Source organism: Nocardiopsis sp. KDC1DS13DA1, assembly GCF_055632325.1.
In genome coordinates this window covers 100,385-114,242 of sequence record NZ_JBVMUY010000036.1, presented here as the reverse complement: position 1 = coordinate 114,242, position 13,858 = coordinate 100,385, and the positions used below count along the sequence as shown (strand labels likewise).

General features: G+C 74.4%; 12 protein-coding genes. 2 read left to right on the top strand and 10 right to left on the bottom strand.

What is annotated here, in order from left to right; translation table 11 throughout:
• Window positions 1-59: 59 nt before the first annotated feature.
• Window positions 60-662: an isochorismatase family protein gene (locus tag ACTVAJ_RS24640; RefSeq protein ID WP_470390631.1), complete on the bottom strand. Its 603-nt coding sequence runs from the start codon at window positions 660-662 to the stop codon at window positions 60-62.
• A gap of 59 nt (window positions 663-721) precedes the next feature.
• Window positions 722-1,705 carry a GlxA family transcriptional regulator gene (locus ACTVAJ_RS24635; protein WP_470390630.1) on the bottom strand — a complete coding sequence of 328 codons (984 nt, stop codon included), beginning with the start codon at window positions 1,703-1,705 and terminating at the stop codon, window positions 722-724.
• 108 nt (window positions 1,706-1,813) lie between these two features.
• Between ACTVAJ_RS24635 and ACTVAJ_RS24630 the strand changes: the two genes are divergently transcribed.
• The gene (locus ACTVAJ_RS24630) at window positions 1,814-2,176 is read left to right on the top strand and encodes a VOC family protein (protein WP_470390629.1); all 363 of its coding nucleotides are present in this window, start codon (window positions 1,814-1,816) and stop codon (window positions 2,174-2,176) included.
• Between the two features lie 59 nt (window positions 2,177-2,235).
• Here ACTVAJ_RS24630 and ACTVAJ_RS24625 read toward each other — a convergent pair whose 3' ends face one another.
• Window positions 2,236-3,066, bottom strand: a complete 831-nt coding sequence (locus tag ACTVAJ_RS24625) for an NAD-dependent epimerase/dehydratase family protein (protein WP_470390628.1) — start codon at window positions 3,064-3,066, stop codon at window positions 2,236-2,238.
• Complete coding sequence (locus tag ACTVAJ_RS24620; protein ID WP_470390627.1) at window positions 3,063-3,494, bottom strand: nuclear transport factor 2 family protein; 432 nt, start codon at window positions 3,492-3,494, stop codon at window positions 3,063-3,065. Before ACTVAJ_RS24620 ends, ACTVAJ_RS24625 begins: the two co-directional genes overlap by 4 nt.
• 92 nt (window positions 3,495-3,586) lie before the next feature.
• On the opposite strand from ACTVAJ_RS24620, the gene ACTVAJ_RS24615 reads away from it, so the two are divergent.
• Window positions 3,587-4,171, top strand: a complete 585-nt coding sequence (locus ACTVAJ_RS24615; RefSeq protein ID WP_470390626.1) for a TetR/AcrR family transcriptional regulator — start codon at window positions 3,587-3,589, stop codon at window positions 4,169-4,171.
• 98 nt (window positions 4,172-4,269) lie between these two features.
• On the opposite strand, the gene ACTVAJ_RS24610 is transcribed toward ACTVAJ_RS24615, so the two are convergent.
• From ACTVAJ_RS24610 to ACTVAJ_RS24585, 6 genes are all read right to left on the bottom strand, one after another.
• Window positions 4,270-5,697: a glutamine synthetase family protein gene (locus ACTVAJ_RS24610; protein ID WP_470390625.1), complete on the bottom strand. Its 1,428-nt coding sequence runs from the start codon at window positions 5,695-5,697 to the stop codon at window positions 4,270-4,272.
• Window positions 5,694-7,532 carry an IucA/IucC family protein gene (locus tag ACTVAJ_RS24605; protein ID WP_470390624.1) on the bottom strand — a complete coding sequence of 613 codons (1,839 nt, stop codon included), beginning with the start codon at window positions 7,530-7,532 and terminating at the stop codon, window positions 5,694-5,696. The genes ACTVAJ_RS24610 and ACTVAJ_RS24605 overlap by 4 nt, the downstream gene beginning before the upstream one ends.
• 110 nt (window positions 7,533-7,642) lie before the next feature.
• A complete protein-coding gene (locus ACTVAJ_RS24600; RefSeq protein ID WP_470390623.1) occupies window positions 7,643-9,466 on the bottom strand; it encodes an IucA/IucC family protein in 1,824 nt (607 codons plus the stop codon).
• Window positions 9,456-10,814, bottom strand: a complete 1,359-nt coding sequence (locus ACTVAJ_RS24595; protein ID WP_470390622.1) for an MFS transporter — start codon at window positions 10,812-10,814, stop codon at window positions 9,456-9,458. Before ACTVAJ_RS24595 ends, ACTVAJ_RS24600 begins: the two co-directional genes overlap by 11 nt.
• Window positions 10,811-12,163, bottom strand: coding sequence for a lysine N(6)-hydroxylase/L-ornithine N(5)-oxygenase family protein (locus ACTVAJ_RS24590; protein WP_470390621.1), 1,353 nt, complete (start codon window positions 12,161-12,163; stop codon window positions 10,811-10,813). The genes ACTVAJ_RS24595 and ACTVAJ_RS24590 overlap by 4 nt, the downstream gene beginning before the upstream one ends.
• Entirely contained in the window at window positions 12,160-13,743 is a 1,584-nt protein-coding gene (locus tag ACTVAJ_RS24585) for a pyridoxal phosphate-dependent decarboxylase family protein (protein ID WP_470390620.1), read from the bottom strand. The genes ACTVAJ_RS24590 and ACTVAJ_RS24585 overlap by 4 nt, the downstream gene beginning before the upstream one ends.
• Between the last annotated feature and the right edge of the window lie 115 nt (window positions 13,744-13,858).

The window sequence follows — 13,858 nt, the reverse complement described above, 5'->3', positions numbered from 1 at the left end:
TCGGGAGACGCGCGGTGGAGGGGGAGGGGCGGCCCGCGGGTCGCCCCTCCCCGTTCCGGTCAGGCGGTGAGGTCGTCGACGGTGCGCGCCACCGTGCCGAAGAGGTCGGCGACCGTGGCCAGGCCCGCCGTCTGGAGCGCGGCGGCGGGCACGGTGCTCCCGCCGGGCGCGGGCAGGGAGCGGGTGGCGGTCGCCTCGGCGACGACCGTGGGCCGGTAGCCGAGGTTGAAGGCGCCCTGGGCGGTGAAGGTGACGCACATGTGGGTCATGAAGCCGGCCAGCACCAGGTCGGGGCCGGCGTCCAGGCCGCGCAGCACCTTCTCCAGGTCGGTGTCGTGGAACGCGTTCGGGAACCGTTTGACCACGACCGGCTCTCCGTCGGCGGGCGCGACCTCGGCGCTGATCGCCCCGGTCTCGGCACGGATGTCGTAGGGGGTGCCCTCGCCCCCGTCGTTGACGACGTGGACGACCGCTGTTTTGGCCGCGCGGGCGGCGCAGAGCAGACGGGCCCCGGCGGACAGGGCGGGTTCGGCTCCGTCGAGGGCCATGACACCGGTGCGGTAGGTGTTCTGGAAGTCGATCATGACCAGGGTGCTCTCGCCGAGGCGGGGCAGCGTACCGTCGAGGCCGATGACGTCACGCAGGGTAACGGATGCGGGCATGGGTGGGTGGTCCCTTCGGGATGGTGGGTGGCCGCGGCCCCGGTCGGGGCGCGCGCAGGTCAGGAGGTGGTGCGGAAGCGGCGCCGGTAGGCCGCCGGTGTGGTGTTGAGCTGCCTGCGGAACGCGCGGTGCAACGTCTCCACCGAACCCAGGCCCGCGCCCGCCGCGACCCCCTCCAGCGGTTGGTCGGTGGTCTCCAGCAGACGGCGGGCCGCCTCGACACGCGCGGCCTCCACGTAGGCGGCCGGGCTGGTGCCGGTCTCCTGGCGGAAGACCCGCGCGAAGTGGCGCTCGCTCAGGCACATGCGTTCGGCCAGGGCGGCGGCCGACAGGTCCGCGTCCAGGTGCGCGGTGACGAACGCACGCAGCTCGTCGATGTCCCTGCGTGCCGTGGCCGGTCGGCTCAACGGCACGCTGAACTGGCTCTGCCCGCCCTGCCTGCGCAGGTACACGACCAGCTGGCGGGCCACGGCCAGGGCGAGGTCCTCGCCGTGGTCCTCGGCGAGCAGGGCGAGCGCCAGGTCCATGCAGGCGCTGATGCCCGCGCCGGTCCACACGCGGCCCGAGCGGACGAAGATCGGGTCGGGGTCGACCGTCACCCGCGGGTGGTCGGCCGCCAGTTGCGCGGCGGTCGACCAGTGGGTGGTGGCCCGCCGTCCGTCCAGCAGGCCGGCGGCGGCGAGCACGTGCGCCCCGACGCAGACCGACGCGATCCGCCCCGCGTGCGGTGCCGTCGCCCTGACCCAGTCCACGACGGTGTCGTCGACCCGGGCCACCGGGCCGTCGGTGAGCATGTCCACCGCGCCGGGCACCAGCAGGGTGTCCACGGCGGTTCCCACCTCGGCGAAGGACAGGTCCGCGACGAGGCGGACCCCGGCCGAGGTGGCGACCGGACCGGAGCCGGGTGCCGCCAGGCGGACCTGGTAGCCCGCCCGACCCCCGGTCTCCCGGTTGGCCAGGGCGAAGACCTCGGCCGGACCGGTGACGTCGAGCAGGTCGACGTCCGGGAAGAGCGCGATGACGACGCGGTGGGAAGTGGGCATGCGTCCATCGTCGCGGCCGCGGGCGATGGCCGCAATGACGGTGTTCTGTCACATCCGGACACGCCCGCGTCCGCGCCCCCTGTCGTACCCCTGCGGGACAATGCCGCCATGACCCATCGCCATCACGGCATCGACTACGTCGAACTGACCGTCACCGACCTCGACCTGGCCAAGCGCTTCTACACCGAGGCCTTCGGCTGGGACTTCAACGACTACGGGCCCCGGTACGCGGGTATCCGCAACCCCGCGGGCGGGGACGCCCCCGAGGTCGGCGGACTCGCCCTGGGTGAGCGCCCCGGACCGGGCGGGCCGTTCGTCCTGCTCTACTCCACCGACCTGGACGCGTCGGCCGAGGCCGTCCGGAAGGCGGGCGGCAACGTGGTGAACGGCCCCTACGCCTTCCCCGGCGGGCGGCGGTTCCACTTCACCGACCCCAGCGGCAACGAACTGGGCGTCTGGGCGCGGGACTGACCCGCGGGGCGGACCGCCTCGTCGCGGGGTCGTGCCCGCCTGCGGGGCGGCCCGCCCCCTCACCGGCCGAACTCCCGCTCGGCGAACGCGCGGAAGGTCCTCGGGGAGCGGCCGGTGACCCGGCGGACGGTGTCGGTGGTGCGGTCCTCGGCCCCCCGGGCGATCGCGTGGTCCATGTCCGCGAGCATCGCGGCGTACTCCCGGGGCAGGCCGGCGGCCAACCGGTCGCGCATCGCCTCGCGGGTGAGCCGCCGGTGGACGACGGTCCGCCCCGTGACGCGGGTGAGGACGGCGGCGACGTCGTCGTACCCGAGCGCCTCCGGCCCGGTGATGACCAGGTCGGTGTTGGGGGCCCCGACGTCGGTCAGGGCGTGCACGGCGACCGCGGCGATGTCGTCGGCGTCCACGAACCCGACGCGGCCGCCGCCCGTGGCGGTGAGCAGGACGCCGTCGGAGCGGACGCCGCGCCCGTGCGGGTGGTCGCCGGTGAAGTTCTGCATGAACCACGAGGGCCGCAGCACCGCCCACTCGTCGAACAGGCCGGGCAGGGCCTGGTGCACCCGCCCCGCGGCCGGTCCGCCGGGCGGGATCGCCGACGAACTGAGCAGGACCGCGCGGCGCAGCGCGGTGGCCCGCCCCCGTCTGAGGAAGGGCAGCATGACGGCGGCGGGGTCCGGGGCGCCGACCGGTGGGACGAGATAGACCCGGTCCACGCCGTCCAGGGCCGCGTCGAAGGTCGAGGGGTCGTCCCAGTCGAAGCGCACGGCCCCGCCCGACGGGCGGCGGCTGGCCGCCCTGACGCGGTGCCCCCCGGCGGCGAGGCGGGAGACGACGCGGCTGCCGGTGGTGCCGGTGGCACCGATGACCAGGATCGTTCCGGGGGAGCTCACCGGTTCCTCCCGCCCGTGAAGTCGATCTCCGGGGACCGCAGGACCGCGAGCGGATTCCAGTAGTCGCGGTAGCGGGTGATGCGGCCGCCCTCGACCCTCACCACCGCGACGTAGGCCATGTCGAAGGGGGTGTCGCCGCTCACCAGGCGGCCCACCCCGCGCATCTCGACCACGATGGTCCGCGGGTCGGCGGTCCGGTGGATCTCCACGCGGGGGAAGTCGTGCAGGTCGATGTGGTCGGGGTAGCCGCGCATGTAGTCGGCGACGGCGGCCCTGCCGTCCAGTCGCCGGGGCCAGCCCTCGGGCGCGAACGGGAATTCGAGGACCCCGTCGTCGTCCCAGAGGTCGACCCAGGCGGCGATGTCCTTGTCCAGCAGCAGGCGCAGGCCGTGGCGGAACAGGTCCGCCGGTTCGGTGATCGTGGGCATGGGTGCTCCGTCCCATAGAATGCGGACCACGGGTCCGTTTTCGTTCGACACAATACGGACCACGGGTCCGCTTATGCAAACGGAGGAACCGCATGACCGACCGCAAGCCGCGCAGGGACGCCGTCCGCAACCGTGCGGCCGTCCTCGCGGCGGCCGACGAGCTCTTCGCCCGGTGTGCGAGTCCGGGGGCCGTCACCATGGCCGACGTCGCGGCGGCGGCCGGGGTCGGCAAGGCGACGCTCTTCCGCGCCTTCGGTGACCGCACCGGCCTCATCCACGCGCTGTACGAGGCGCGGCTCGAACCGGTCAGGACCGCCGTCGAGGAGGGCCCGCCGCCCCTGGGACCGGGGACCCCGCCGCGACAGCGCGTCCCCGCCCTGCTCGACGCCGTCCTGTGCTTCAAGATCGACCACCGCCACCTCGCCCTGGCCCTGGAGGGGACCGGCGGCGACAGCCCCTACCAGGCGGAGCACTACGAGCGGTGGCACGGGACCCTCAGGGACCTGTTGGAGCGGATCCCCGGGTTCGGCGACGGGGACTTCACCGCTCACGCGCTGCTCGCCGCCACCCGCGCGGACCTGGTGGAACACCTCGTCGGGCAGCGGGACACGCCCCGGGAGCGCATGCGGGCACAGCTCGCCGACCTCACGGCCCGAATCCTGGGTCCGGGGAACTGAACGCCCGGGACGCGGCCCGCCAACGGAGGGTCCGCGCCGCGGGGGCCGCGGCGTGCCGCGCGGTGCCCCCGCCTCGGGCGGCGGGGGCACCACCGGGGTCAGCCGCGTTCGAAGTGGCGGCGGCGCTCGAAGTCGGTGACCGACGCCGAGAACGCCGCCAGCTCGGCGCGGGCCGCGGCGGACTGGTGGCGCACCACGTCCGGGCCGAAGCACGCGCGGGCGATGTCGCTGCCCTCCCACGCCAGCACGGCCTCCTCCAGGGAGGTGGGCAGCCGGGGCCCGTCCTGGGCGAACGCGTTGCCCGCCGTGGGCTCCGGCAGCGGCAGCGCCTGCTCGATCCCGTACAGCCCCGCCGCGACGATCGCCGCCACCGCGAGGTAGGGGTTGGCGTCCCCGCCGGGCACCCGGAACTCGATCCGCGCCGACTCCCCCGAGCCCACCACGCGGACCGGGCACGTCCGGTTGTCCAGGCCCCACGCGATGCTGCTCGGCGCGAACGCCTCCGGCGCCAGCCGCTTGAACGAGTTCATGTTCGGCGCGTACATCAGCGCGAAGTCGCGCATGCACGCCAGTTGCCCGGCCACGAAGTGCTCCATGTACCTCGACATGCCGTACCGGCCGGTCCCGTCGTCGGCGAAGACCGGAGCGCCGTCCCCGTCGCGCAGCGACAGGTGCACGTGGCAGGAGTTGCCCTCCCCGCCGTCGTACTTGGCCATGAAGGTCAGCGCCACCCCGGCCTGCGCGGCCAGCTGCCGGGCCCCCGCCTTGTACACGACGTGGTTGTCGCAGGTGCGCAGCGCGTCGTCGTAGCGGAACACGATCTCGTACTGCCCCGGGTGGCACTCACCGCGCGCCGACTCCACGGTCATGCCCGTGCGCTCCATCGCCGTGCGGATCCGGCGCATGAGCGGGTCGATCCCGGCGACCTCGGGAACGGCGTAGTCGGAGTTGAACCGCGTGGCCGGGGTCAGGCCCCGGTAGTGGGCCTCGAACGCGCTCTGGTAGTCGTCCCGGAACACCAGGAACTCCAGCTCGGTTCCGGCCAGGGCCCGCCACCCGCGCTCGGCGAGCCGGTCCAGCTGGGTTCGGAGCACCTGGCGCGGCGCGACGGCCACGGGCGCGCCGTCGGCGTCGCGGGCGTCGCCCAGGACGAGCGCCGTCCCCGGGTCCCACGGCAGGTACCGCAGGGTGGACAGGTCGGGCACGATGTCGAAGTCGCCCAGACCGCCGCCCCACGGGTCCGTCGCGTACCCCGGCCGGGCCTCCATCTCCACGTCGGTGGCCAGCAGGTACAGGCACGCGCCGAACCCGTCCCGGACGATCCGGTCGGTGAAGTCGCGCGGGTTGACCCGGCTGCCCTGCACCCGGCCCTGGAGGTCGGGCAGGGCGACCAGGACGTCGGCGATCGCCCCCGAGGCCACGTCCGCGCGCAACCGCTCCAGCGGAACCGGGAACGGCGGCGGCGGGGGAGACGGCGGCAGCGTCTCGGTCAGCGGCGGCAGGTCGGCGCCGAATCCGGTCGTCACTGGTTCTCCTCCGGCGACGGGTCGCGGTGCAGCGGGTTGGGGATCGGCGGCGCGTCGAGGTGGAACTCGGCGTCGCGCTCGGCCCGCTCGTGGTAACCGCCGCCCAGCAGGCGCTCCCGGTTCAGACACACGCGCTCGAACTCGGGCTGGAGCAGGTCGAAGGTGGTGTAGCGCTCGGCCAGCTCGGGGAACTCCTCCTGGTAGCGCAGGATCTCGGCGCGCACCAGCTCCCAGAACCGGTCCTCGGCCACGCCCAACTGCTCCTCGACCAGCGGCGCCAGGTACCGGAAGTGCCCGATGAACAGCGACTTGGCGATCGAGGACGTCAGCTCCCGGGCGTCGAAGCGCATGAGCACGCCCAGCGCCTCCTCGGGCAGGTCCGCGTACTCCGGCAGGTCGGTGTCGAGCAGCTTCATGTCGTCCACGAAGTCCTTGACCGCCAGCCGCACCGGGCGGTCGCGGTCGTCGTAGACCACGATCGCGTTCTCCCCGTGCGGGTTGAACGCCAGCCCGTAGCGGTAGAGCAGGTGCAGCACGGGCGGCAGGACCGCGCCGAACAGCTCGGTCAGCCACGCCTCGGCCGACAGCCCCGAGCGCTCGACCAGTTCGGCGGTCAGCGCGCGCCCCCGGACGTCCACGTGCAGCAGTGCGGCCAGGGTGCGGGCGCTCTCGTCCTCCCGAAGCTGCTCGGTGACCGGCTCGCGCCACAGCGCCCCCAGGAGCTGGCGGTGCCGGTAGGGCGCGTCGGGGATGTCCTCCAGCACGGGGTGGCGGACCGCGACGGCGGCCACCTCGCCGGGCAGGATCACCTCGCACCGCTCGGACAGGAAGGCGTCCTTGTCGCGGAGCCGGTGCACCCACGCGGTGCTGGCGGGCGCGGCCCGGCACAGCTCGGTGGGGATGCCGCGGTAGACCATCGTGTTGAGGATGGCCAGCGACAGCTTCACGTTGAGCCGGTCGGGGCGGGTGAGGTTGGTGAAGGTGCGGATCGACTGCTGGGGCAGGTAGTCGTCGTCGGCGGTGCCCAGGGAGACGATCAGCCCGCCGGCGAGTTCGGCGGCGAACAGCGGCACGACGACCTCGTCCCACTGCCAGGGGTGCACCGGCATCCACACGTACTCGTCGGCGCGCTCACCCGCCTGGTCCTCCAGACGCGCGGTGAACCGCTCCAGCGACGCGGGGTCCAGTTCCCGGGCGCGCAGTTCGGCCTGGGACAGGCCGGGCACGCCGTGGTGCTCGGCCAGCGACCGGTGGACGGCGATCCACGGCAGGCGCTGGGCCCGGCGCTCCTCCGGCGGGTAGAGCGCCCGGTCGCCCGCGGAGAAGCCCACCCGGCCCTTGTTGGCGAAGATCCACGGGTGCCCGCTCTGGTGCCCCTCCAGGTGGGCGTGGTCCAGGTCGGCCAGGTGGGCGGCGCTCGCCCCGTCCTCGGCCAGGCGGGTGTCGGAGGAGAGCGTGGACATGAGCTCGCCGACCGTGAACGCCTCCACCGCCGGGTCGACCACTCCGGCCGCCCCCAGGTCGCGCAGCAGACCGAAGGGTGTGGCCGGGGTGGCGGCGCTGCCGGGGGCGTGGCGCTCGACGCTGCCGGGCTCGACCCGCCAGGCGTCCATGCCGGTCCGGCGGCCGGTGAAGGTGTAGGCCGTGCCCGCGCCGGTCCCGGCCCGCCAGCGCCCCTCGGCCTCGGGGCCCTCCGGGGCGGGCCGCAGGGCGTACTCGAAGCACAGCTCCGCGACCATCTTGGCGGTCAGGTGCTCGCAGGCGCGGTCCCACCGCTCGGGGGTCAGTTCGGTGGGCACGGGCAGCGGATCGGGCGGGGTGACGTGACTGTTCATGGTGCTCTCGCTTACGGGGAGGATGGTCTAGGGCCTGTTTTTCGGAACGGTCACCCGAGGGGGTGCCCGAACATGGTCCGAAGCGAAGCGAAGGACCCAGAAAACACGGCCTAGGGCTGGGCGAGCGGGTTGGCGACCATGCCGTGCATGACGTCGAACTCGGCGTCGCGTTCGGCTCGGTCGTGGAAGCCGCCGCCCATGAGCTGCTCGCGGTTGAGCGCGACCCGGCCCACCTCGGGGGCCAGCAGGTCGAACCAGGCGAAGCGCTCGGCCAGCTCGGGGAAGCGCTCGTGGTAGGCCGTGATCTGCTCGCGCGCCAGCGCCCACAGCCGCTCCTCGGCGACGCCGAGCTGGCGTTGGACGATGTCGGCGAGGTAGCGCAGGTGCCCGGCGCAGATCGCCGACAGCACCGAGTGGGCCAGCTCGCCGGGCTGCCAGCGGTGCAGCATGGCGCGCACGTGGTCGGGGATCTCGGCGTACTCGGGCAGGTCGAAGGGGAGCAGTTCGACGTCGGAGCCGAAGTCCTTCATGGCCACGCGCACCGGTGTGTCGGCCTCGTCGAAGACGAGCACGATGTTCTCGCCGTGCGGGGTGAACGACGCGCCGTACCGGTACAGGTAGTGCAGCACGGGCGGGAACAGCGCGCCGAGGAAGCACCGCAGCCACTCCTCGGCCGCCAGCCCGGAGCGCTCCACCAGTTCGGTGACCACCGCGCGCCCGTCGGTGCCCTCCAGCAGCAGGCACGCCATGGTGCGGGCGCGTTCGCCCTCCGCCAGGCTGTTGTGCACCGGCTCGCGCCAGATCGCGCCCAGCAGTTCGTTGAACCGGTAGGGCGCCTGGGGGAGGCGGTCGAAGACCGGGTGCGGGACGGTCGCGGAGGCGACCTCGCCCAGCATGACCACGCGGCACTCCTCACGCAGGAAGTCGTCCCGCGCGACCAGCGACCGGAGCCAGGTGCTGGTGTGCGGCGCGCAGGCGGTCTGCGTTCCCGACAGCCCCCGCCACACCAGGGTGTTGCGGATCATCAGCGGCACCTTGACGTTGCGCCGGTGCGGGCGGTCCAGGTTCATCAGGGTGCGGATGGACTGGAAGGGGCGGTAGCGGTCGCGGCTGCGGCCGAGCTCGACCACCCGGCCCTGGGCGAGTTCGGCGGCGAACAAGGGCGCCACGATCTCGTCCCACTGGAAGGGGTGTACCGGCAGCCACAGGTAGGCGTCCGGGTCGCCGCCGCGCGCCCGCACGGCCTCGGCGAAGTCGGCGCGCTGGTCGGCGTCGAGCTCCTCCTCGACCAGGCGGTGCCGGTCGGTGTCGGCCATGGACTGGAAGCGGCCCAGGTCCGGGTGGACGGCGATCCACACCAGGTGGAACGCGCCGCGCGCCTCGGGCGTGTACCGGTCGGCGTCGGCGGCCGAGAAGCCCAGCCTGCCCTTGTTGAGGAACATGCACGGGTGACCGGTCTGGTACCCCTCCAGGTCCTCGTAGGCCAGGTCGGCCAGGGCGGCGGCGCCCGGGGTGGCGGCCAGCAGCCGGGCGTCGGCGGTGTGGGTGGCCAGCAGGTCGCGCACGACGTCGGCCAGGGAGTCGCCGGGCAGGCCCACGGTCTCCTGGGCGTCGGTGACGAACACGGTCGGGTCCCAGGCGGGCGCGGTCCCCTCCGGGTCGGTGCGGGTCAGGGAGCCGGGGTCCACGTGCCAGGAGCCGAAGCCGCCACGGCGCGCGGTGAACCGGTACTCGACGCCGCCGTCGACCGCCAGCGACCACGCGGGGCCGCGGTCACCGCCCTCCCCGGCCGGGACGGGCACCACCATCTCCTCGTAGGCCGTCTCGGAGATGACGTGGGCGAGCAGGCGGCGGCCCGCCTCGCGCCAGACGCGCGCGTCGGGGTGGTCGTCGGCCCCGGTCGCGGCGGGCAGCGGGGTGGTGTCAGTGGACATGGTGGTCCTCTTCCTCACGGTCGCGCGGTCGCGGGTCGCGCGCGGGGTCGGGTGCGGGGTCGGTCTCACGGGTGGTCGGGGGTGCGGGGACGGCCTCCGGTCCGCCGCCAGGGTCGGTGCGCGCAGGCTCCTCGGCGGGGCCCCCGGGGAGGGCGACGAGCAGCAGGGACAGCACCGCGAACAGCCCGGCTCCCACGGCCAGCGGCAGTCCGAGCCCGGCGGTGGCCAGCCCCGTGGCCAGCAGCGGGCTGATCAGGGTGGCGCCCACGCGCACGGTCTCCACGGCGGCGAAGGCCGGTCCGCGCGCCCGCGTGACCGCGAACACCCGCAGGTCCAGGGCGACGTGGCCCAGGCCGAGCCCGGCGCCGAAGACCACCCGGCCCAGGACCAGCAGCGCGAGTCCGGGGGCCAGGAACTGCGTGAGCAGACCCAGCGCCGCGACCGCGCACGCGATCGGCAGCAGGGCCCGGCCCAGCACGGCGTGGACCCGTGCGGCCAGCGGCAGGACCGCGATCACGGTCAGCTGCGGCAGCAGGAACAGGGCGGCGGCCACGGCGGGGTCGATCCCGCCGTCCTCGGCGTAGAGGGTGAAGAACGGCCGGACCACCAGGCGCGCCGACTCGGCGGCCAGGACGGCGGCGCACACCGCCACCAGGGGCAGGAGCAGTGCCGGGCGCGTCCGGAACCGGGCGGGGCGCGCGTGGGCCGTTCCGTCGACCGGGCTGGTCGGCGCGGCCGTGCGGTCGGCGGAGGGGACCTCCGGCCGGACGGCGGGCTCGTCCCGGACGGCGGGTCCGCCCGGTCCCCGCGGCAGGTGGCGGCGGCACACGGCGAACAGCACCACGTACAGCAGCGCGCACGCCGCGATCCCCCAGCGCGGGTTGGGCAGCGCCATGATCCCCGCGCCCAGGACCGTGGCGGTCACCGTCCCGATGTTGATGATGTAGGTGTGCGCCATGACGTCGCGCATCCGGTCGGTCCCGCTGCCCACGAAGGCCGGGTAGGCCAGGGCGAAGGACATGGTGACCGCCACCTGTACCGCGGAGAGCGCGGTGAAGGCCGCGTAGCTCGGCGCGGCGGCGATCATCAGCTCCAGCGCGGCCGAGACCGCCAGCCCCCACAGCACGATCGCGGCCATGGAGAAGCGGCGCGCCACCACACCCCACAGCGGCATCGCGACCAGGGCGCTGGCCCGGCACACCCAGATGTAGGTGCCGGTAGCCGACATGTCGGTGACACCGAACAACCGCTCGAAGAGCTGGGGGTAGAAGGGGCTCAGGGCCACGTCCGACACCAGGTGCAGGACGATCACCAGCAGGTACAGACGGCGGAAGGCGGGGGCCGTCACTCGCCGTCCCCCGGGCTGTCGGGGGCCCCGAAGGAGGTGTAGGCGGTCCGCTCGGGCAGCCGGTGGACGGTGCGGCCGGCCAGGCTGTTGAGGATGGTGGCGGCCCGCCACGCGCCCAGCCCCAGGTCGGGGGTGCCCACACCGTGGGTGTGCAGCTCGGCGTTTTGCACGTGGATCGGCGCGGTCAGCGCCGGGTCGGTGCGCAGGCGGTGGTCGGCGTCGACGGCGAAGCGGCCGCGGTCGTCGGTCTCGATCAGCTTCAGGAGCGGTTCCAGGAAGTCCGGCCGCCGCTGGGCGTACCCGGAGGCGGCCACCACGCCGTCGGTGCGGGTGGTGAACACCCGGTCCTGTTCCCGGTGGCGGAAGGTGAGCGCGATCCGGCCGTCCTCCTCACGCGCCTTGAGGAGTTCGCAGTGGGCGCGCAGGCTCACGTCGACCGGCGCGCCGCCGACGCCGCGTTCGTAGAGCGCGTCGTGGATCTCGGAGATGGTGTCGGCGCTGATGCCCTTGTACAGCTGCCACTGGGAGGGCACCAGCCGGTCCCGGGTGGGCTGGGGCAGCGCGTGGAAGTAGCGCGTGTAGTCGGGGGTGAAGTGCTCCAGACCGAGCTTGGAGTACTCCATCGGCGCGAAGGCGGGGGAGCGGGTGAGCCAGTTGACCCGGGTGTCGGCGTGCGCGGGGGAGCGCAGCAGGTCGAGGAAGACCTCGGCGCCCGACTGCCCGGAACCGACCACCGTCAGGTCGCGCGCCCCGGCCAGGCCCGGAGCCCGGTCCAGGTACTCGGCGGCGTGGAACACGCGGTCGCCCGCCAGGCCGCGCAGAGCCTCGGGCAGGACCGGCTCGGTGCCGATGCCCAGGACCAGGGCGCGCCCGCGCACGGTGTGGACGGAGCCGGAGGCGTCCTCGTGCTCGACGGTGAACACGCCGTCGTCGTGGTGCACCGCGCGGACCCGGGCGTCGAAGCGGCAGGAGTCGAGGCCGGTGGCCACCCAGCGGCAGTAGTCGTCGTACTCGCGGCGCGGCACGTGGAAGTTCTCGGAGAAGTAGAACGGGAAGAGCCGGTCGTGCTCGCGCAGGTAGGACAGGAAGGACCAGCGGCTGGTGGGGTCGACCAGGGTGACCAGGTCGGCCAGGAAGGGCACCTGGAGGCGGGCGCCCTCCAAGAGCAGGCCGGGGTGCCAGGAGAAGCCGGGGCGGGCCTCCAGGAACCGGGCGCTCAGACCGGGGACGGCGTCGGCGAGGGCGGCCAGGGCCAGGTTGAACGGGCCCAGGCCCACGCCCACGAGGTCGTGTACCTCTCCCGCGGCGGCGGTACGGGTGTCGGTGCCGGGCTTGGGGGCGTCGGTCATCGGGCCTCCTCCAGGTTCTGGGCGGCCGCGGTCTCGGCGTCGCCGGCGGCGACGACGAGGTCGAGCAGGGCGGCGACGTCGTCGGGGGTGGTGTCGGGGTTGAGAAGGGTGAGCTTGAGCCAGACCCGGCCGTCGATGTGGGTGCGGCCCACCACGGCCCGTCCTCTCTCCAGGAGGCGGCGGCGCAGGCGCGCGTTGACCCGGTCGCTGTCGGGGCCCGCGTCGTAGCGGAAGACGACGGTGGTCAGGGAGGGGGCCGCGGCCAGGGTCAGTTTCCGGGCGGCGACCACCCGGGTGCTGGCGTCCAGCGCCAGGGCGCGGCAGGCCTCCACCATGCGGCCCAGGCCCTCCCGCCCGAGGGCGCGCAGGGTGACGGCGATCTTGAACACGTCCGCGCGCCGGGTGGTGCGCAGCGAGTAGCCGAGCAGGCTGGGGTAGCCCGCCTCCTCGTCGTCGGTCGGGTTGAGGTAGGACACCGACCGCGACAGCGGAGCGAACGAGGCGCGCTCACGCGTGAGCAGGACGCCCGCCGCCACCGGCTGCCAGCCGAGCTTGTGCAGGTCCAGGCTGACCGAGTCGGCCCGGCCGAGGCCGTCCAGGAGGCCGCGCAGCCGGCTGGAGAAGAGCAGACCGCCACCGTAGGCGGCGTCCACGTGCAGCCACACGCCGTCCTCGGCGGCGATGTGCGCGACGGCGGCCAGCGGGTCGATGCCGCCCAGGTCGGTCGTGCCCGCCGTGGCCACGACGGCGACGGGGACGTCGCCGTCCTCGCGCACGCGGCGCAGGGCCCTGCGCAGGGCCTCGGGGCGCATCCGGTGCTCGGAGTCCACCGCGACGGTGACGACCGCCTCCTCGCCCAGGCCGAGCAGGGCCGCGGCGCGCTGGACGGAGAAGTGCGCGACCTCTCCGCACAGGATGCGGAGGCGGGCCCCGCCCGCGGCCGCGGCGACGCCCGCCCGGGTGGGGTCCAGACCGGAGTGGGCGGCCAGCGCGTGGTCGCGGGCCAGCAGCAGCGCGGTCAGGTTGGACTCGGTGCCGCCGGAGGTGACCACGCCCCCGGCCCGCTGTCCGTCGTACCCGGCGAGGTCGGCCAGTTCCGCGATGATCCGGGTCTCCATGGCGGTGGCGGCCGGGGCCTGGTCCCAGGAGTCAAGGGACTGGTTGAGGATCGAGGCGACGGTGTCGGCCGCCACGGCGACCGCCAGCGGGGGGCAGTGCAGGTGGGCCGCGCAGTGCGGGTGGGCCGGGTCGGCGGCGCCCGCGGCGAGGGCGGTGGTGAGGCGGTGCAGGACCTCGGCGGAGCGGTCGGGGCCGTCGGCCTGCACGGTGTCCAGCGCGTCGGCGACCATCGCGGCCACCTGCTGGGGGGTCATGGCGGGCAGGGGGCCGCCGCGACGGGTCGAGGACTCGACCAGGGCCCGGGCGGCGGACTCGACGAGGGAGGCGACGGTGGCCGGTCCGCTGACGGCGCCGGGGTGACCGAGGGATCCCGCGAGAGCGGACGGGGCGAGGTCGGGGAGGGGGCGGTCGGCGGCGTCGGTGACGGTCGTCGGGGGCCCGGTCCTGGGCGTGGTGTGCATGAGGCGTCAGAACTCCGTTTTCCGTGACGGGTCGGTAACGCGCGGATGGCGGGCATGGGCAGGGGTGCCCGCCGCGAACGGACGCCGGTCGGCGTCCGCGGGCAGGTCGCGGTCG